This window comes from Candidatus Macondimonas diazotrophica (genome assembly GCF_004684205.1).
GTDB lineage: Bacteria > Pseudomonadota > Gammaproteobacteria > UBA5335 > UBA5335 > Macondimonas > Macondimonas diazotrophica.
On sequence record NZ_SRIO01000008.1, the window covers coordinates 58,217 to 77,495 of the forward strand.

General features: G+C 64.2%; 14 protein-coding genes. 6 read left to right on the forward strand and 8 right to left on the reverse strand.

Going from position 1 to position 19,279, the window contains the following annotated elements; genetic code table 11:
- Positions 1 to 36 precede the first annotated feature (36 nt).
- A complete protein-coding gene (gene coaD / locus E4680_RS07610; protein WP_135281810.1) occupies positions 37 to 531 on the forward strand; it encodes a pantetheine-phosphate adenylyltransferase in 495 nt (164 codons plus the stop codon).
- The gene (ggt, locus tag E4680_RS07615; RefSeq protein WP_135281811.1) at positions 524 to 2,245 is read left to right on the forward strand and encodes a gamma-glutamyltransferase; all 1,722 of its coding nucleotides are present in this window, start codon (positions 524 to 526) and stop codon (positions 2,243 to 2,245) included. The genes coaD and ggt overlap by 8 nt, the downstream gene beginning before the upstream one ends.
- Here ggt and E4680_RS07620 read toward each other — a convergent pair.
- The 8 genes from E4680_RS07620 to E4680_RS07655 all read right to left on the reverse strand — a co-directional run bounded on the left by E4680_RS07620 (position 2,242) and on the right by E4680_RS07655 (position 13,847).
- A complete protein-coding gene (locus E4680_RS07620; RefSeq protein WP_135281812.1) occupies positions 2,242 to 3,504 on the reverse strand; it encodes an MgtC/SapB family protein in 1,263 nt (420 codons plus the stop codon). The genes ggt and E4680_RS07620 overlap by 4 nt on opposite strands.
- A 633-nt stretch (positions 3,505 to 4,137) precedes the next feature.
- Entirely contained in the window at positions 4,138 to 4,956 is an 819-nt protein-coding gene (locus E4680_RS07625; protein WP_135281813.1) for a methane monooxygenase/ammonia monooxygenase subunit C, read from the reverse strand.
- Positions 4,957 to 5,078: 122 nt separating this feature from the next.
- On the reverse strand, positions 5,079 to 6,299 hold the full coding sequence (locus E4680_RS07630; RefSeq protein ID WP_167792437.1) for a molybdopterin molybdotransferase MoeA: 1,221 nt from the start codon (positions 6,297 to 6,299) through the stop codon (positions 5,079 to 5,081).
- A complete protein-coding gene (mobA, locus tag E4680_RS07635) occupies positions 6,286 to 6,897 on the reverse strand; it encodes a molybdenum cofactor guanylyltransferase MobA (protein WP_167792438.1) in 612 nt (203 codons plus the stop codon). Before mobA ends, E4680_RS07630 begins: the two co-directional genes overlap by 14 nt.
- 44 nt (positions 6,898 to 6,941) lie before the next feature.
- On the reverse strand, positions 6,942 to 7,955 hold the full coding sequence (gene moaA / locus E4680_RS07640) for a GTP 3',8-cyclase MoaA (protein ID WP_135281816.1): 1,014 nt from the start codon (positions 7,953 to 7,955) through the stop codon (positions 6,942 to 6,944).
- Positions 7,956 to 8,045: 90 nt separating this feature from the next.
- Positions 8,046 to 9,470, reverse strand: a complete 1,425-nt coding sequence (locus E4680_RS07645) for an efflux transporter outer membrane subunit (protein ID WP_135281817.1) — start codon at positions 9,468 to 9,470, stop codon at positions 8,046 to 8,048.
- Positions 9,463 to 12,603: an efflux RND transporter permease subunit gene (locus E4680_RS07650; protein ID WP_135281818.1), complete on the reverse strand. Its 3,141-nt coding sequence runs from the start codon at positions 12,601 to 12,603 to the stop codon at positions 9,463 to 9,465. Before E4680_RS07650 ends, E4680_RS07645 begins: the two co-directional genes overlap by 8 nt.
- Positions 12,600 to 13,847, reverse strand: a complete 1,248-nt coding sequence (locus E4680_RS07655) for an efflux RND transporter periplasmic adaptor subunit (RefSeq protein ID WP_205688812.1) — start codon at positions 13,845 to 13,847, stop codon at positions 12,600 to 12,602. The genes E4680_RS07650 and E4680_RS07655 overlap by 4 nt, the downstream gene beginning before the upstream one ends.
- A 175-nt stretch (positions 13,848 to 14,022) precedes the next feature.
- Here E4680_RS07655 and E4680_RS07660 point away from each other — a divergent pair, with 175 nt between their 5' ends.
- From E4680_RS07660 to E4680_RS07675, 4 genes are all read left to right on the forward strand, one after another.
- Positions 14,023 to 14,631, forward strand: coding sequence for a TetR family transcriptional regulator (locus E4680_RS07660; RefSeq protein WP_135281819.1), 609 nt, complete (start codon positions 14,023 to 14,025; stop codon positions 14,629 to 14,631).
- 222 nt (positions 14,632 to 14,853) lie between these two features.
- Positions 14,854 to 15,663, forward strand: coding sequence for a trehalose-phosphatase (otsB, locus tag E4680_RS07665; protein WP_135281820.1), 810 nt, complete (start codon positions 14,854 to 14,856; stop codon positions 15,661 to 15,663).
- Between the two features lie 148 nt (positions 15,664 to 15,811).
- A complete protein-coding gene (locus E4680_RS07670; RefSeq protein WP_205688814.1) occupies positions 15,812 to 17,335 on the forward strand; it encodes an alpha,alpha-trehalose-phosphate synthase (UDP-forming) in 1,524 nt (507 codons plus the stop codon).
- Between the two features lie 72 nt (positions 17,336 to 17,407).
- Positions 17,408 to 19,270: a cation:proton antiporter gene (locus E4680_RS07675; RefSeq protein ID WP_135281821.1), complete on the forward strand. Its 1,863-nt coding sequence runs from the start codon at positions 17,408 to 17,410 to the stop codon at positions 19,268 to 19,270.
- Positions 19,271 to 19,279 lie beyond the last annotated feature (9 nt).

The following is a 19,279-nucleotide window of genomic DNA, read 5'->3' on the forward strand; positions in this document are numbered from 1 at the left end:
CCATATCCGACGGCACGGCCCAATGAAGGACAGAGTATGGCGCTCGCCCTGTATCCCGGCACCTTCGACCCCATCACCCGCGGCCACGTGGATCTAGCCGAGCGGGCGGCACGCCTGTTCGAGCGACTGATCCTGGCGGTGGCCGACAACCCCGGCAAGAAGCCCCTCTTCAGCAAGGAGGAGCGCGTCGCCATGTCCTGCGGCGCACTCGCCCATTTGCGCAATGTCGAGGTGGTGTCGTTTTCGGGGCTGACCGTCGATTACGCGCGCGAGCACGGCGTGGACGTGATCCTGCGCGGTCTGCGCGCTGTCTCGGACTTCGAGCATGAGTTCCAGCTCGCCGGCATGAACCGGCATCTAGCGCCCATGGTCGAGACCATGTTTCTGGCGCCATCGGAACACTACACCTACCTGTCTTCCACGCTGGTCCGCGAAATTGCCGCATTCCACGGCGATGTCAGCAGCTTCGTGACCCCCAACGTCGCCGATCAGCTGCGCCGGCGATTCGGCCCGGCCCGCCACCATGATTGAGTCGCCGCGCCCCAGATTTCCCCGGACGATCGTAGCCGGTTTGCTGCTGATTCTGGCCGTCTGGTCGCTCGCCTGCGCCGCGGCGGGGCCGGGACGCACCGCCGTCGCCACTGCCCATCCCGCCGCCACCGCAGCCGGTTTGGAAATTCTGGAACACGGCGGCAACGCCTTCGATGCCGCGGTAGCCATCAGCGCCGCCCTGGCGGTGGTCGAGCCGGCCGGATCGGGTCTGGGCGGCGGTGGATTCTGGTTGTTGCACCGGGCGCGCGACAACCACACCATCATGGTCGACGGCCGGGAGCGAGCACCCTTGGCCGCCAGCGCCGACATGTACCTCGATCCGGACGGCGCGTTTCAGCCCAAATGGTCTCAGAACGGTCCCCTGGCGGCAGCCATCCCGGGCGAGCCCGCTGCACTGGTTCATCTGGCCAAACACTACGGCCGGTTACCGCTCGCGACCTCACTGGACCCGGCGATCCGTCTGGCCCGAGACGGCTTCCCGGTCGGCCGCGACTATGCACTGCTGGCCGGTTACCGGCTCCCCGCACTGCTGGCATCACCCGCGGCGCGCAGGACCTTTCTGGCCGCAGGCATCGCGCCGGTCCCCGGCTGGACCCTGCGCCAACCGGATCTAGCCGATACTCTGCGAGCGCTGGCCCGAAACGGCCACGATGGCTTTTACCGCGGTGCGGTCGCAGAGCGCCTGGTCGAGGGCGTCCGGGCAGCCGGTGGCCTCTGGACGCTGGATGATCTGGCAAGCTATCGCGTTACGGAACGCGCGCCCATCATCTTCACCTATCGCGACATGCGCGTCGTCTCCGCCGCCCCGCCGTCCTCCGGCGGCGTCGTCCTGGCGGAAGCCATGTCCATCCTGGACGGGGTATCGCTGCCTTCGGTGCCGGCCGTTGATCGCATTCACTGGATCACCGAAGCGATGCGCCGCGCCTATCGCGACCGCGCGCAATATCTGGGGGATCCGGATTTCGTCGTGATGCCGCTGGACCGACTGCTGTCGCCCGCCTATGCAATCACCCAGCGGCAATCCATTGATCCGCACCGCGCCACGCCGAGTGTCCCACTGGAATCCGGCTCCGCCGCAGGTCCCGATCGGCACACCACGCATTTTTCTGTCATCGATGCCGATGGCAACCGGGTTGCCGCCACCCTGTCCATCAACACCCCGTTCGGCTCGGCCTTTATGCCCCCGGGAACGGGTGTGGTTCTCAACAACGAAATGGACGACTTTGCCGCCGCCCCGGGCGAACCCAACGCCTACGGCCTGGTGGGCAGTCAGGCCAACGCCATCGCTCCGGGGAAACGTCCGCTTTCCAGCATGTCACCCACCTTTCTGGAACAAGGCGATCGCATCGGCATCGTCGGCACGCCGGGCGGCAGCCGCATCATCAGCATGGTGTTGTTGGCCAGCCTGGCCTTTGCCGAAGGCGCGGATGCGGCCGCCATGGTCGCACTGCCACGTTATCACCACCAATATCTCCCGGACCGGCTGTTCTTCGAACCCGAAGCCTTTGACGAAGCGACCATTCAGCGCCTCGAAGACATGGGACATCGACTCGAAACCGTGTCGCGGCGCTATGGCGACATGCAGGCCATCACCTGGGATCGTCGCAGCGGGGCGCTGATCGCCGCATCTGACCCCCGCGGCGAGGGTGAGGCCACCGTACAAGCGGCTGAAGAAGCGATTGCAGTGCCTTAGGGAACGCCGTTCACGCCAAAGCCAACCGCCAGCCCCAGCAGTAATCCGGCACCCAGCACACCGGCGACACGCCGCCCGATCGCTCGACCGCCGACCCCCAATGCAAGGCCGGTCTTGACCAGATTGTTGGCACTGGCCGCGAGCAGAATTCCCCACACCACCTGCCCGACGGGCAAGCCGCCCTGGCCCATCCGGGCCAATGACAGGGTAATGGCATCCACATCCGACAACCCGGACACAATCGCCAGCACGTACAACCCCCGCGCGCCCCACTGCGCACCGATCCATTCAGCCGCCAGAAGGATCAACAACAGCACTGCCCCGAAACGCAGCGCCATGCCCAATTGAAACGGATTGCTGAGAACCAGTGCGGGGTTGTCGATGGCTTGCCGCTGGCCCCACCAGAACAGCGCGGCGCCCCCGTAGGTGACGCCGGCCATAACCGCCAGCGGCATCCACAATGCCTCCAGGAGCGGAGGATGAAGCACACTGGCCACCAGCAGGATCCGGGGGAACATCGTCCCGCAAGCGACCAGAATGCCACTCGCCAGCGTTGGACTCCAGGCCGGTTCGCTGCGCGCCACCCGTGCCAGGCTCAACGTGACGGCGGTCGAGGAACTCAGTCCGCCGAACAGCCCGGTGAACAGGATGCCCCGATCCGGTCCCAGCAGCTTGATCGCGAAATAACCGCCAAAGGAAATACTGGCGATCAGCACCACCATCATCCAGAGTCGATAAGGATTCAGGACTGCCCAGGGGCCATAACCGTGGTCTGGCAGCACCGGCAACAGGACCACCGAAATCAGGAGCAGGTTCAGGGTCGCACGCAGCTCACTGGCCTGCAGTTTCTCGACGCCAGCGTGCAGAATCGGCTTGAGATTGAGCAGCAGCGTCGTGATGACCGCACCGGCCGCCGCCAGCGCAAGCTCCCCAAGCCCCGCCAGCCCGCCCAGGCCAAGCGTGACCAAGGCTGCGATGGTGGTGGTCGCGCTGGCTGCATGATCCTGCCGAAAACGCAGCAGATAGGCGCCGCCCATCACCAGCGTCACCGCCAGAATCACCGCTGCGGGGATGACGCTGCCGAGTTCTCGCCCCAGAAGACTCGCCACACCTCCCAGCAGCCCCAGCAAGCCGAAAGTGCGCAGGCCGGCGATTCGCTCCCCTTCGGGTAGGGTGCGGCTTTGCCACCCGCGCTCCAGGCCGATCAGCAAGCCCACGGCGAGCGCAAGCGCCAAGTGTCCGAATGTCTGTCCCTGCAAGGCCGATCCTCGTGCCGATCATCATGGAAACGAATACGCCCTGTTATAAGGGCATGCCCGCTCGTGAGCAATCAGCTGGCTCAACCCCAAACGATACGGGGACCTGCTGGCCCCCGTCTGCAAACCGTTCCGGATCGCGATCGATGATCACGGCATGGAGACGGCGCCGTCCCGGTGAAACTGAATCTCCGCGACTTATCCCGGCCGCCTACGAAATCGAATCCGGCGCCGGACAATTCATTTTCGTCGCTCAGCAAGCGATAGCGGGCCGTGGCAGGACCGACCGAAAAGGCCTCTCCGGTTGAATCCATCGAAAAATGGAGCCCCTTGCTCTTGTCCTTGCCGATATCCAGGGTCAGCGCCTGGCCGCTGATTTGCGTCAGGTCCGGATCAGCGATGGGATGCATCTCCGCCTAAGCAAGCAGCGGGAAACAGCCGGCGAACACGAAGAAGCAGCTCACTTGAATTAGGTCGGAGATAGACCGCCCCCGATTCTCGTTCTTGGCGTGGCGACGCAAGGCGCACAGGCATGCCTTATCGGACAGCTATCGGCGTCGCCCATGCGGCCTTCACACAAAAAAGCGCCGGATGAACCAGCGCTTGGGCCGAACGGCAAGGTGGGTGATGGAATGATCAGGTTGTGGCGCTTTTCGCCTCGATCGTGGTCAGCTCGCGGATACGCTGTAGGATCTGGACCATGAAACCGCCGATCCCGAACAGCCCCCAGCCCAGCACCACGAAGCCCCAGTGAATCGGTGCCGCGAACAGTTCTTCTGCGTAGAAGAAGGTGTGACCCCACTCATTCAACCCGAGGTTGGGCATGATCATGACGGGCGCAGCGACCACCAAGGCGAGGGGAATCGATACCCGGTTGCGGAAATACGGCATACGGGTATGGAGCAGGATAAAACCCAGAATCGCACCGACCGCACCCAGAGGAATCGCGAAATAGAACAGTCCGATATGGGTGGGAGTGAAATCCGTATCGCGGACCGTCACCTGATGCCAGGCAGCATCGGCTTCCACGTAAACGCCCAAGATCGCGACCAGAATCACGCTGCCAACGGCCATGAACGCGAGAATGGCATAGTAGATCGACAGTTCACGCTGGGGCGACATCACCGGATTGGCGGGCCGGGTGAACCACAGCAAAGGCACGCCCACCAGACCGATCAGGGTAATGATGATGCCTTGGGCATAGAGCAGAGTCATCCAGTAAGTCTGGAAATCCTGTTCGAAGTAATCCAGGCCGACCGAGAATGAAAACGCTTGCTGATACCAGCGATAGACACCAAACAGCAACGCGGCCAGGCCAACGCCGATCACCGCAGCCATCCACGGCATATGCGGCGGTTGGGATTCGTCCTGAAGCAGCCCCACCGCGCTGAGCAAGCGCTGCATGAGCGTCTGCGGCGCAGCCGGCAGTGTTTGGGGTTTGGTCACGGCATTCATGGCAGGCTCCTGTCGATCCGGAGAAATCACGGTATACAGGCCCAATCATCTGCATTGGTGGATCGCCACGCCATGATCTGGGTCAACCAACCCGACACACCCATCCGGTCAACGACCGAGACCTATCCCTCCGACAGTCGCCACACTCTGACCGACGTACCCGGTTCGAAGACGGCCTGATCAGCGGCCAACTCGATCAGGCAGTCGGCCTCGGCGAGCCCCGCCAACATCGCCGAACCCTGGGCAGCCAGCGGCGCCACACCCCAGCCTTGTGGGCCGTAGCGTTCCCAGCGGCCGCGCAGGAAACTGGTTCGCCCGGGTCGGTGACGCGCCTGCGCGCACAGCGGTGCAGACAGCACAACGGGCTCGCGCACCGACAGGCCCGACAGTCGCTGCAGGACGGGCTCCACGAAAAGCCGATAAGTCACATAGGCCGATACCGGATTGCCGGGCAGCCCCATGAACCAGCAGCCCCCGACCCGACCGAAGGCCAGCGGCCGACCCGGCTTGATGGCCACACGCCAGAAATCGAGCTGTCCGTGTTCGGCCAGCACGGGACGCACCCAATCGGCCTCCCCAACCGATACCCCACCGCTGACCACCAGCAGATCCAGCGCCGCGGCATCCGCCAGCCGCTCACTGAGCTGCGCGGGATCATCCGGCACCGCGCCCAGATCCTGCAGCGAGACACTGGCTTGCCGCAAGAGTGCTGCGAGCATGGGCCGGTTGCTGTCGTACAGGTCGCCGGGCGCAAGGGCTGCGCCCGGCGGGCGCAACTCCGACCCCGTGGAGAGGAGGCCCACCCGCACCGGACGAACCACCGACACCTCGGTCTGGCCCAGCGCCACCAGCAGTGCAATATGCCGCGCGTCGATCCGGCAGCCAGCGGCCAGAGCCTCGGCACCTGCGGGCAGGTCCTCGCCCGCAAGACGCACATTGGCACCGGCGGCGAGCGACGAGCCCAGCGTGATCCAGTCCGGCTCGGCCTGTACGCTTTCCTGCGCAATGACGGTATCCGCACCGGCCGGGAGCACGGCCCCGGTCATGATGCGCGCGCAGCAACCCGGTGATACGGTTCCGGACCACGGTGCCCCGGCCAGGGCCCGGCCGGCAATACGCAGCCGTCGGCCAGCCTCAGCGTCGACACCGCACAAGGCATAACCATCCAGCGCCGAATGATTTTCGCGCGGCAGGGCAAACGGCGCCATCACCGGTACGGCCAGTACCCGTCCCAGCCCTTGCGCCAGCGGCTGCCGTTCAACGCCGGAAACCGGTGACACTGAACTCAGCAGCCGTGCACGAGCGGCCACGACGGTCAGATCCTGCGCGCTATCTCCCGCCATCGAAATCATCTCCCAGCTCACCAATCAGGGCTCGTAGTGCATCCAGTTCTGCCCCGTTGTTAGCGCCGCGCAATTGATCACCCCATGCGGCAGCGCGCGCATCTACCCGCGCCGGATGCTGGGCCTGCACCCACGCGCCGAGCCGGCGAACACCCTGGTCGACAGCGTGCACCAACGCGCCGGCCAGGTCACGATGGATCAGCAGGAAGGCCGGCTGCAGATACTCGCCATCGTCCACGGTGGCCAGCAACCGGCCTTCCCGCAGCGCGGCGATGCCGAGCTGCGAACCCAGATTCAGCGGCAGAAGCGGGCTATCGACGGGTGCGACCAGCAGCCATGGCGTCGGGATGCGGCGCAGCGCGGTAGCAATCCCGGCCAAGGGACCACGCCCATCGAGCCAGTCATCGGCGAGCACCGCATCGGCCAGCGCCAAGAACGGCGCTGGGTCCCGATTGGTGCTGATCCACACCGCCGCACTTTGGGCAGCCAAACGTTCGCTGACGTGCTGGACCAGTGGCCGACCTGTCAGCCGGACCCAGGACTTGTCGATGCCGCCCCACCGACGGCTCTGGCCGCCGGCCAGGACCAGTCCGGTCATATCAGTCGCCGCAACACACGACCCCGCTCCGCTGCCGCACATGCTCAACCGCCGGTATGGCTCATGAATCGCAGGATCTGGGGTCGCCGGGCCAGGTCAAAGTCATGACCACGGGGCTTGCGCGCCATGGCGGCCACGATGGCGGCGCGAAGCGCTTCCCCGTCGCCGGGACGCTCGCGCAGCACCGCGCGCAGGTCGACGGAGTGCTCCTGACCCAGGCACAGCAGCAGTCGCCCCTGCGCCGTGACCCGCACCCGGTTGCACTGTTCGCAGAAGTTATGGCTGTGCGGCGAGATGAATCCGATCCGGATAGCACTGTCGGGCATCCGGAAATAGCGCGCGGGCCCGCCTGTCTGGTCGATCACCGGCGTCAGCGCATGGTGCCGGCTGATGTCGTCGCGAATCTGTGCGCTGGAATAGAAGCTCGCCGCCCGGTCGTGGGTGTGGACCTGACCCAGCGGCATCTCTTCGATGAAGGCGAGATCGAACCCTTCGTGGCGTGCGAAGTTCACCAGATCGATGACCTCATCCTCGTTGCGCCCCTTGAGGATGACGGCATTGAGGCGGATGCGGGCGAAGCCGGCAGCCTGCGCTGCACGCAGCCCTGCCATGACGCGGCCGAGGTCGCCCACCCGGGTGATGTCCCGGAACCGCGCCGCCTGCAGGCTATCCAGACTGACGTTGAGTCGGCGCACCCCGGCGTCGGCCAAGCCACCGGCCATCGATGCAAGCTGGGAACCGTTGGTGGTCAGCGTGAGTTCATCGAGCCCCGGCAGGGCGGACAACCGCTCCAGCAGCCACAGCAGGTCGCGCCGCACCAGAGGTTCCCCACCGGTGATTCGGATCCGCCGGACGCCCAGGGCGACGAATGCCCGGCCCAGGGTCAACAGCTCCTCCAGCGTTAGGATCTCGGCGCGTGGCAAGAACTGCACATCCTCGCCCATGCAGTACAGGCATCGGAAGTCGCACCGATCCGTCACCGACAGTCGCACGTAATCGACGTGCCGGTTGAAGCGATCGGTCAGGATGGGTAAAGGCAAGGACTGTTCAGGGGGCATGCCGGTCTCCGCCGGGCTCGCAACGGCGCACCCGGAGTGCCAAGCATAGCGCCTGGACGCCTTGGGCGGCCAGCGCACCCGCCGATCGGCTCAGCCGTGCTGATCGGCTTCAGGCCATTGCCACCCACCACCGAGTGCCTTGTACAGGTTGACCAGAGCGCGCAGCCGCTGCTGCTGGGTATTAACCTGGGCCAGTTCGACGGTGAACAGCGTCCGCTGGGCATCGAGCACTTCAAGATAGTCCGAGTAGCCCTCGTCGAAGCGGCGCTGGGCGAGCCGGGTGGTTTCCCGCAACGCCTTGATCTGCCGGTCTTGGGCGGCCAGCCGTTCGCTGGCGGCGCGACGGCTCTCCAGCGCATCGAGAACCTCACGGAATGCGGTTCGCACGGTTTGTTGATAGTTCACCAGCGCTTGCTCGCGGCGGGCTTCGGCCGCCCGCACGTTGGCCCGAGTGCGCCCGAAATCCAGGATCGGTGCGGCCAGATCACCGCCGAACTGCCAGGTCTTGGCCGGAGCGCTGAACAAGTCGCTCAATGCATCACTCTGGACCCCGAACAGCCCGGTCAGCGACAGCGAAGGGAAATATGCCGCGCGAGCAACGCCGATCTGGGCATTGGCGGCACGCAGTTGTTCCTCTGCGGCGCGGATATCCGGCCGGCGCATCAGCAGACTCGACGGCAAGCCCATTGGCACTTCGGGAAGTACCGCGAACGCCTCGATGGCACGTCCGCCCGAAATTGAGGTCTCCACGATCTCCCGCGGGGTCCGGCCCAACAGAATACTCAGGGCGTTGCGCTGCAGCGTGTGCTGTTGCCGCAGTGCGGGGAGTTCGGCCTGGGCCGCGGCCAACTCCGATTCAGCCTGCCGAAACGCCAGTTGGGAAATGGCTCCGTTGCGATAGCGCGACTCCTGAAACCGATAGCTGTCCTGTCGCGTCTGGACCGTGCGCTCGGCAATGTTCATCTGCAGATCCAGGGCGCGCAGGTTGAAATATCCCGCCGCCACATCAGCCGCCACAGCCAGGCGCACCGCATCCTGCGTCGCCACCCCCGCAAGCAGCTGCGCGCGCGCCGCCTCGCTGCTGCGGGCCAGCCGCCCCCACAGATCCACTTCGTAACGCAGGACGGCACCCAGGCTGAAATCGTTGTAAATCGCGCCGCTGCTGGGCAGCGCGGTTTCCTCACTGCCCTGCTGGCGAGCTCCGCTGGCTTGGGCGCCGAGAAGAGGATAGCGTTCGGCATCGCGCAGATTCAGTACCGCACGCGCCTCGGCAATCCGTGCCGCCGCAAGTGACAGATCCGCGTTGTGTTGCAGCGCCTCTTCGATCAGGGCCGTCAGGACCGGGTCATCAAAGCGACGCCACCAGTGCGGGTCGATCGGCGCCTCCGGAGCATCCTGCGCCGCAACCGCCGCCCACCCGCTGGGCAGGTCGGTGTCGGGGCGGACGTGGTCTGGGCCCAGCACGCAACCCGACACAGTCAGCACCAGAAGGAATGACAGGACATGCTTAACCATGGATGGTCTTCTCCTCGGTCGACATCTGCGCGTCGCCCTTACGCTCGGTCATCCGCCCGATCAGAACAAAGAACATGGGCACGAAGATCGTGGCGAGGAATGTCGCCGCGATCATGCCCCCGATCACCCCGGTGCCGATGGCGTGGCGGCTGGCCGAGCCCGCGCCCGTACTGATGGCGAGCGGCAATACCCCGAGCATGAAAGCCAGCGAGGTCATCACAATCGGCCGGAAACGCAGCCGAGCGCCTTGCAGGGCGGCGTCCAGTATGGAAGCGCCGTCGCGGCGATGGATCATGGCAAATTCCACAATGAGGATGGCATTCTTGGCCGACAGGCCGATCAGCGTCAGCAACCCGATCTGGAAATACAGGTCGTTCTCCAAACCGCGCAGCCAGGTTGCCGCGATCGCGCCGAACACGGCGAACGGGACGGCCGTAACCACCGCAAAGGGCAGACTCCAGCGTTCGTATTGCGCCGCCAGGATTAGGAACACCATCACGATGCCAAAGATGAAGGCCATGGTGCCGGTGCCGGCCGTGGCGAGCTCCTGATAGGCCGAGCCGATCCAGCCCAAGGAGTAATTGTTGTCCAGCACCTCCTGACTCACCGCCTGCATGGCCGCAATGGCCTGCGCAGAACTGTACCCCGGTGCCGGTTCGCCCAGAATCTTGGCAGCGGGAAAGACGTTGAAGCGCTCGACCAGATCCGGCCCCATGGTGCGTTTCACGTTGAGCAGGGCGTCGAGCGGCACCAGATTGCCGTCATTGGAGCGCACGAAAACGTGGCGCAGATCCTCTGGAGAACGGCGAAATTCGGACTCCGACTGCAGGTTGACGCGATAACTCCGCCCGAACAGCGTGAAGTCATTCACGTACAGACTGCCGAAGGAGCTCTGCATGATGGTAAACACTTCATTGATCGGCACGTTCAGCGCCCGCGCCTTCTCCCGATCCAGCTCGGCGTAGTACTGCGGTGTCGCGGTGGAGAAGGTGGTCCGCAATCCGGCCAGCTCGGGACGCTTGCGTGCCGCTTCCAGCAGCCGATTGGCGGTTTGCATCAAGGCATCGCTGCCGGCACCGGCGCGGTCCTGCAGATAGGCCTCGAAGCCGCCCGTGGTGCTGATCCCGGTGATTGGCGGCGGATTGAAGCCAAAGGCCACCCCATCCCGAAGATCGTGTGCCAGACCGGAGAACGGTCCAACGAGCCGCCTGGCGTCGGCCTCGAGCGTCGTCCGCTCGGACCAATCCGTCAACATTACGAACGACACGCCCGAGTTCGTCTTCTGCGACTGCGCCAGGATGTCAAACCCGGCAAAGGTATTGACGCCCGAAACCGTCGGCTGAGCCTGCAAGCGGCGCGTTACTTCATCGGTCACCGCCTTGGTGCGGTCCAGGGAGGCCGCCGGTGGAAGCTGATAGGCCATGAGCACGTAGCCCTGATCCTCCGGCGGCACGAGTCCGCCCGGAACGCGATTGAACAGCATCACCGTGATGCCGATCAGCCCAGCGAACAGCACCAGTCCCAACAGCGCGCGACGCATCATGAAACCGGACGCCGAGACATAGCCGTTCGTCAATCGGTCGAAAAGTCGGTTGAAGATACGAAACGGCAAGGCCGGCTCGCCATGGACCGGCTTGAGCAGCAAGGCACACAGCGCCGGCGTCAGCGTAAGCGCCACCACCCCCGAAATGATCACCGAGACCACGATGGTGATAGCGAACTGCTGATACATCTGGCCACTGAGCCCGCCCAGAAAGGCCACCGGAATGAACACCGCGGAAAGCACCAGTACGATGGCGATCACCGGACCGGTTACCTCTTCCATGGCCTTGAAGGACGCCTCACGTGGCGACAGCCCTTCCTGACTCATGAGACGTTCGACGTTTTCGATCACGATGATCGCGTCGTCGACCACGATGCCGATGGCGAGCACCAGACCGAACAGGGTCAGCAGGTTGATGGAAAAACCGAGCAACAGCATGCCCGCGAAGGTTCCGATGATGGAAACCGGAACGGCCAGCAACGGAATCAGCGTCGCGCGCGGATTCTGAAGGAACAGAAACACCACCAGCACCACCAGCACGATGGCTTCGATGAAGGTGTGGATCACCTCCTCGATCGATACGCGCACGAACTTGGTGGTGTCGAAGGGTATCTCGTAGGCCAGGCCATCGGGAAACCGCTGTGAGATCTCGGCCATCTTGGCGCGAATCGCATCGACAGTCTCCAGCGCATTGGCGCCGGGCTGCAGATACAATCCGATCGGCACGGTGGGCTGGCTCTTGTAACTGGCCTCGAAATTGTAGTCCTGCGCCCCCAGTTCGACCCGAGCGATATCCGCCAGGCGCAAAGTGGCCCCGGAGGCATCCGATCGCAGAATGATGCGGCCGAATGCTTCGGGGTCGGCGAGCCGGCCCTGGGTATTGACGGTATAGGTATAGGCGTTCTCACCGCTGATCGGCTCCTGACCGAACTGGCCGGCCGCGAACTGGGCGTTCTGCTCCTGGATCGCCCGAGCGACATCGCTGGCGGTGAGATTGAACTGCGCCAGCTTGTCGGGACGCAGCCAGATGCGCATCGAGTAATCCTTCTGGCCGAACAGCGAAGCATCGCCGACACCGGGAATGCGCTTGACCTCGTCGATGACGTTCAGCAGCGCGTAGTTGCTGATGAACACTGAATCGTACTGGCCGCTCGGGGAGCTCATGTTGATCAGCGCCAGGATGCTGCTGGAGCGCTTCTGCACCCGCACGCCCTGCCGGCGTACCTCTTCGGGCAGTCGCGCCTCGGCGGCCTTGACGCGATTGTTCACATCGATGGTGGCCTGATCCGGATCGGAGCCGATGGCAAAACTCACCGTGATGCGCAACTGGCCGCTGGCCGAGGCCACCGAGCGCATGTAGATCATGTTCTCGACGCCGTTGATTTCCTGCTCGATCGGCGCTGCGACCGTCTCGGCGATCACCTCTGCGCTGGCGCCCGGATAATTGGTAATGACGACCACTTCCGGCGGCACGATATCGGGATACTGCGCAACCGGTAGAGCCCGCATCGACACCAGTCCCGCCAAAACGATGACGATCGACAGGACGGACGCGAAAACCGGGCGTCGAATGAAAAATGCGGAGATCATGCCGGCACCCCGCCGGTCTGCAAGCGCGCCGCCGAACCCTTCGGCGATGGTGATTCGCTGGCCTCGGTCTGCGGCACTTCGCCGGGCGCACTGCGTGGCGCGGCCGCCTTGACCGGCGCACCAGGTCGCACCTTAATCACCCCTTCAACGATGACTCGATCGCCTGGCTCGAGGCCTTCCTCGATCAGCCATTCCGGCCCGACGGTCGGGCCCGTCGTGACGGGCTGAACCTTGGCTTTCTCATCCTCGCCAACCAGATAGACGAAGGTGCCCTGCGGTCCTTGCATGACTGCCGCCTGAGGTACCACGATCACACCTTTGCGCACCAGTCCCTTGGGCACGATGCGCACGAACTGGCCGGGCAACAGGCTGGCTTCCGGATTCGGGAAAACGGCGCGGGCCCGCACGGTCCCTGTCGCCGGATCGATGGTACTGTCGGTAAAGCTGATGTACCCATCATGCCCATAGGTCGAGCCGTCGCCGAACCGCAATTCGGCGGCCAGCCGCTCTTCGCCGGCCAGCGTCAGCTTGCCACTGGCCAGCAGTGCACGCTGACGCAGCGCGTCGGCATCGGGATAGGAGAAATTCACATACAAGGGATCGAGCTGGGTGATGCGCGTCAGTAGACTGTCCGCCGCACCGGGTCCGACCAGACTCCCCTCCGAGCGCACTTCCAGACTGGTTACGCCGCTGACCGGCGCGTCCACACGTGTGTAGCCGAGATCGATCCGTGCGGCCTCGACATCGGTCCGGGCAGCCGCCAGGTTGGCTCGCGCCAAATCCAGATTAGACTGCGACGTATCCCGCTCGCGCGCGCTGATGGCGTTTTCGGCATAGAGGGCGGAGACCCGCGCCCAATCCCGCTCGGCCTGACGCAACTGGGCCTCGGCATCCTGCAGCCGCGCCTGGGCGCGGGCCAAAGCCACCTCGAAAGGCGCCGGATCGATGCGGAACAACACGTCCCCCGCCTTGACCCGCTGACCTTCGACATAAGTCCGCTTCTGCACAATACCGGTGATGCGCGCGCGCACTTCAACCTCACGGAATCCAGCCGTACGGCCGGCGTATTCGTTTTCGATCGGAACATCGCGCAGCGTCACCGCCAGAACGCCGACCTCGGGCGCCGGGGGCGCGGCTCCCTGAGCCTGCTGGCCGTCGTCGTGACTGCCGCAGGCCACCAACAGGCTCGCCAGCAGCAAGGCACTGGCACTTCGCGCGAGAACGAGGGAAAGGGCGCGCATCATGGGGCGTTTTCTCCGCTGATGGGTGTAAGGGAAGGCCGTGTCACCCGGCGTCAGGGTCCGGTTCCCCAACGATCGATCCGGGCTTGCCTTACCTGAAATACATACATTCACGTTTGTTTGAATTCTGAGACTATACTACAAAAAATAATCATTGGCGTTAATGGAGATTTGATGAATGGCGCGCCGCACCAAGGCTGAAGCGGAACAGACCCGCGAACAGATCCTCGACGCCGCAGAGACGGTGTTTCTGCGGCGCGGCGTGGCCCGGGCCAGCCTGGAAGAAATTGCCAAGGCAGCCGGCGTGACGCGCGGTGCGGTGTACTGGCATTTCCGCAACAAGGCGGATCTGTTCGATGCCATGCACTGCCGGGTCCATCTGCCGATGCAGGATCTGTTCGATCAGGTCATGGCGTTGGAAGATGGCTGCGCGATCAGCGCGCTTCGCGAGTTTTGCGTGCAATCGCTACTGAGTTTGGCGGCCAATCCGCGACGCCAGCGGGTCTATACCATCCTGTTCCATCACTGCGAATTCGTCGACGGTCTGCAGGACAGCAATCGGCGCCTGATCGCCATTCAGCACCGCTGGATGACCAGTATGAAAACGCTGTTCGAGCGGGAACGGGAACGCGGCACGCTCGTCGATGTCTGTCCACGGCTAGCGGCGATGACGATCCATACCGCCATGCTGGGCATCTATTTCGATTATCTGCGCAAACCCGATGCCTATGATCTGGATGCCGAAGCCGAAGCACTCGTCAATGTCATCTTTCGTTGCGTATCCTGATCCCGACGCCGATCGGGGGTCCGGATCATCCTTCCCCGCCCGACCCGACAGGGAACCGTGCGATCATCCGACAGTCTGTTGACTAAACCACCGCCGCAAGGGAAGGGCGACTCGACAAGGGAGAAACAGTACAACCGCCCAAGACACCGTTTCCCTTCCAGTCCGCGCTGAGGGCGACACCGCAGCGGCACGCAGGGTACTGCACGAAAGGAGCACGCGCATATGCAACGGCCCGGATCGGCCTCACTCGACGCCTTTTGGGAACAGCTTGCCACGGCCGGCAACGCCGCCCTGCTGCTGGATTACGACGGCACCCTGGCACCGTTTCACAATGACCCCGCCCAAGCCTATCCGTATCCAGGCGTCGAGACGCTGCTCGATCATCTCAACCGCCTCGCGTCGGATCGCGTCATCATCGTTTCGGGCCGGGCCCTGGATCATCTTCGGCCGCTACTCAAGCTCCATCGGCCCGTCGAGATGTGGGGCAGTCACGGGCGCGAGCGGCAACGTCTTGACGGGACCTGTCAAGCCTTGCCGATTCCTCCGCAGACCCGGCAGGCCCTGACGACCGTCGAATCGTGGCAGCCGGCCATCCAAGCCCTGGGCGGACGCCTGGAACGAAAGCCCTCGTCGCTCGCGTTTCACTGGCGCGGTCTGCCCGAGGCGCGCTGTGCGCGCCTGCGCGAAGAACTCCAGGATCGCTTTGCCGGAATCGATGCGTCGGCCGGGCTGCTCTGGCATGAGTTCAATGGTGGAATCGAGTTGCGCGCCGCGGGTGCGGACAAAGGCCAGGTGATCCGGCAGATTCTGGCCGAGCAGGATGCATCCTTTCCGGCCGGACATACCCTGGCCTATCTGGGGGACGACCACACCGACGAAGACGCCTTCGAGGCGCTCGCCGATCGGGGACTGGGCATTCTGGTTCGCGACCCCTGGCGTCCGACCGCGGCGCGACACTGGCTGCGCCCACCGGAGGAAATGTTGCAGTTCCTGGAACAATGGCTGCGCGTTCGAAACACGCGACGATCGTGAGCCGATTACGGGCCCATTTGGCGCTTGCGAATGCGGCAGACCCCGGGTGCGCTCGGCAAACCCGCCGTGTCGAGGCATGATGAAAAGGACGACACCTGTCCTGGCTCGATTTGCATCGTCGATGCCGCTGATTCCCCTGGAGCACACTGTGACAACGACATCCGCCAAGCAACAACGCCGCCTGATCGTGGTCTCCAACCGCCTGCCCCTGGTGCTGCACCGGAACCCCGATGGTTCGCTGGACAGCCGACCGGGCAGTGGCGGGCTGGTCACCGCCCTGCTACCGGTATTGCGCGACCGGGGCGGCGTCTGGGTCGGCTGGCCGGGCATCACCGATCACGGGCCAGATGTCGATGCCGCGGTGGCCGCCACCGCCGACAAAGCAGGCTATCGCTTGGCCCCCGTGACTCTGAGCGCCGAGGAACAGGCCGGCTTTTACTACGGCTTCTCCAATGAAGTGCTCTGGCCGTTGTTCCACGACCTGCAGTCCCAGTGCCATTTCGATCCCGCCTATTGGCGCTGCTACACGGCCGTCAACCACAAATACGCGCGGGCCGTGATGGCCCAGGCCCAGCCGGATGACTTCATTTGGGTTCATGATTACCAACTGTTGCTGCTCGCCGCCGATCTGCGGCGAGAGGGCTGCACTGCCCCACTCGCCTTTTTCCTGCATATCCCTTTCCCGCCGCTGGACATCTACCTCAAGCTGCCTTGGCGATTCACGCTGCTTCGGGCGCTGCTGGAGTTCGACCTGATCGGTTTCCAGACCCTGCGGGACCAACGCAATTTCGTTCAATGCATCCGCACGCTACTGCCGGACGTTCGTGTGGCACAGCGCAACAATCAAGTCCATCTGCCCGACGGACGGCGTGTGCGCTTGGGTAGCTTCCCGATCGGTATCGACGCCGAAGCATTCCAGCGCCAATCGCGCACCCCCGGTGTGGTTGCGGCGGCCGACGCGCTCCGCGCCGAACTGCCGGGTCGCGAACTCCTGCTCGGCGTGGACCGGCTGGACTACACCAAGGGAATTCCCCTGCGCCTGGAAGCCTTTCGCAATGCGCTGCGCCAATACCCTGAGTTGCAAGAGCACGTCACGCTGATCCAGGTCGTGGTGCCGAGCCGAGACGACATTCCCGAGTACCGCGATCTTCGCTTCGAAATCGAACACCTGGTCGGCGAGATCAATGGCGAGTTCACTCGCCCCGGCGGCTGGGTGCCGATCCATTACGTCTATCGCTCCGTCGACCGCCTGGACCTGATCGCCTATTACCGGGCAGCACGCATCGCGCTCGTGACCCCTTTGAAGGACGGCATGAATCTGGTTGCCAAGGAGTTCTGTGCCTGTTCGGTCGACGATGACGGGGTTCTGATCCTCTCGGAATTCGCCGGCTCCGCAGCACAACTCCAACATGGTGCGCTGCTGATCAACCCCTACGACATCGAAGGAATGTCCAGCGCGATCTACCAGGCCTGCTTCATGCCCCTCGAAGAACGTCGCGACCGAATGCGCCGCCTGCGACGCTCAGTCAGCCGCCACAACGTCTTCCGCTGGGTCAACAGCTTCCTGGAAACGGCCATCGCCAGCGATCTGGACGCCTTTCCGCTTCCCGAAGATTATGTGCCGAGCACCGAAGCCGAACAGGCCTACTGGGATACCGAATTCGCTGGCTAACGGCGACGGCAGCCACTCGGCGGCCCCTCCGATCACCCGCAGCAAACCGCGACGCCGAGAGACTCGACCGACATGGCACATGGACTGAACGAACTGATTGCCCTGGTCATCGCCTTGGGGATGCTGGCCCAATGGCTCGCCTGGCGCTTCCAGTTTCCCGCCATCATTCTGCTGGCCCTGACCGGACTGCTGGTCGGACCCGTTCTTGGGCTGATCCACCCCGCCACGGACTTCGGCGAAGCAGGGCTGCGGACCATCATCAGCCTCGGTGTCGCCGTCATCCTCTTCGAGGGCGGCCTGAACCTGCGGGCGCATGAATTCAAGGAGGCCGCAGCTGGCGTCCGGCGACTGGTGACGCTGGGAGCGTTGCTGAATTTCTTCTTCGCCGCCCTTGCCGCCCATTATGTCGGTGGCCTGTCCTGGGCGGTCTCGATGGTCATCGGGGCGATTCTGGTGGTGACCGGACCCACCGTGATCATGCCGCTGCTGCGCCAAGCCATGCTGAATCGCCGCACCGCCTCCTATCTCAAGTGGGAAGCGATCATCAACGACCCCATCGGTGCCCTGCTGGCCGTTTTGGTGTTCCAGTACTTCGTCTTTTCCGGCGAGGATGGCTCTGTGCCCGGTGTGCTGCTGAGCTTGGGTCAGGCGGTGGGCATCGCCGTGCTCCTCGGCGGCGGCGGCGGTTACCTCCTGGCCCGTGCCTATCGCGCGGCGATCATTCCGGAGTTTCTCAAATCGCCCATCCTGCTCGCGGCCATGTTCGCCATGTTTGCCCTGTCCAACCGGGTTCAGGCCGAAGCCGGACTGCTGACCGTCACCCTCCTGGGCATCGTGATCGCCAACATGCGATTGCCGAGCATCGAAGGACTGCGGCGCCATAAGGAATACGTGACCATTCTGCTGGTCTCGACCGTCTTCATTCTGCTGACCGCCAATCTCAAGCCCAACACCCTCATGCAGCTCGATTGGCGCGCCCTGGCTTTCGTGCTGGCCGTCGTCTTCGTCGTCCGGCCGCTGGCGATCCTGCTGGCCACCATCCGCTCCGGCATGGACTGGCGCGACCGCCTGCTGGTGGGCTGGATCGGCCCCCGCGGCATCGTCGCCGCCGCAGTCGCCGGAATTTTCGCGCCCGAAATGGTTGCCGCAGGCTATGCGGATGCCGCCTTGCTGGTGCCGCTGATCTTCGCGGTGATCTTCGTGACCGTCGTAATCCACGGGCTGAGCTTGGGCCGACTGGCCAAGCGCTTGAAACTTGCGGCAGCCGGTCCGCGCAATGGCGTGCTGATCGTCGGCGGCTCGCCCTGGAGCATCGACTTGGCGGGTCGCATCCGCGACCTCGGCATCCGAACGCTCATCGTCGACAATTCCTGGCACCGCCTGCGCCCTGCCCGACTGGCGGGCCTGCCCGTCTATTTTGGTGAGATTCTTTCCGAGCGTGCCGAGGAATCGCTGCAATTTCAGGACCTGGGTCATCTGATCGCTGCAACCAGCAACGATGCCTACAACGCCTTGGTCTGCAGTGCCTTCACCTCGGAATTCGGCGCCGACCGGGTCCTGCAGCTGTCCATGGGAGAGCCGGAGGACAACGATCGCAAGGGTCTGGCCGCCGGCGTTCGGGGCCGAGTGGCCTTTCATCCCGATGCCACGTTCGAGGAATTGTGGCGTCGCCATTATGAAGGGTGGTGCTTCCAGAAAACGCGATTCACGGACAGCTTCACCTACGACGATTACCGCGCCGTGGCCCCCCCCGAAAGCATTCCCCTTCTCCTGGTCAGCCCAGATCACCATGTCACTTTGCAATCCGTCCAGCGCCCGCTGCAGCCCCGGCAGGGTGATGTCCTGTTGAGTTACGCCCCGTATCGGGCCGGACCGGAGGGCAAGACCGAAAACCGCAAGAACTCGGGTGACGCCCCGGCGCCGCAGGCGCGCTGAACGCGCGCG

What these genes read in the sequence shown, in the direction of transcription:
- coaD (WP_135281810.1), top strand. Translation starts at nt 37, where the DNA reads ATGGCGCTCGCCCTGTATCCCGGCACCTTCGACCCCATCACCCGCGGC.
- ggt (WP_135281811.1), top strand. Translation starts at nt 524, where the DNA reads ATGATTGAGTCGCCGCGCCCCAGATTTCCCCGGACGATCGTAGCCGGT.
- E4680_RS07625 (WP_135281813.1), bottom strand. Translation starts at nt 4,956, where the DNA reads ATGAATGCCGTGACCAAACCCCAAACACTGCCGGCTGCGCCGCAGACG.
- E4680_RS07630 (WP_167792437.1), bottom strand. Translation starts at nt 6,299, where the DNA reads ATGGCGGGAGATAGCGCGCAGGATCTGACCGTCGTGGCCGCTCGTGCA.
- mobA (WP_167792438.1), bottom strand. Translation starts at nt 6,897, where the DNA reads ATGACCGGACTGGTCCTGGCCGGCGGCCAGAGCCGTCGGTGGGGCGGC.
- moaA (WP_135281816.1), bottom strand. Translation starts at nt 7,955, where the DNA reads ATGCCCCCTGAACAGTCCTTGCCTTTACCCATCCTGACCGATCGCTTC.
- E4680_RS07645 (WP_135281817.1), bottom strand. Translation starts at nt 9,470, where the DNA reads ATGGTTAAGCATGTCCTGTCATTCCTTCTGGTGCTGACTGTGTCGGGT.
- E4680_RS07650 (WP_135281818.1), bottom strand. Translation starts at nt 12,603, where the DNA reads ATGATCTCCGCATTTTTCATTCGACGCCCGGTTTTCGCGTCCGTCCTG.
- E4680_RS07655 (WP_205688812.1), bottom strand. Translation starts at nt 13,847, where the DNA reads ATGATGCGCGCCCTTTCCCTCGTTCTCGCGCGAAGTGCCAGTGCCTTG.
- E4680_RS07660 (WP_135281819.1), top strand. Translation starts at nt 14,023, where the DNA reads ATGGCGCGCCGCACCAAGGCTGAAGCGGAACAGACCCGCGAACAGATC.
- otsB (WP_135281820.1), top strand. Translation starts at nt 14,854, where the DNA reads ATGCAACGGCCCGGATCGGCCTCACTCGACGCCTTTTGGGAACAGCTT.
- E4680_RS07675 (WP_135281821.1), top strand. Translation starts at nt 17,408, where the DNA reads ATGGCACATGGACTGAACGAACTGATTGCCCTGGTCATCGCCTTGGGG.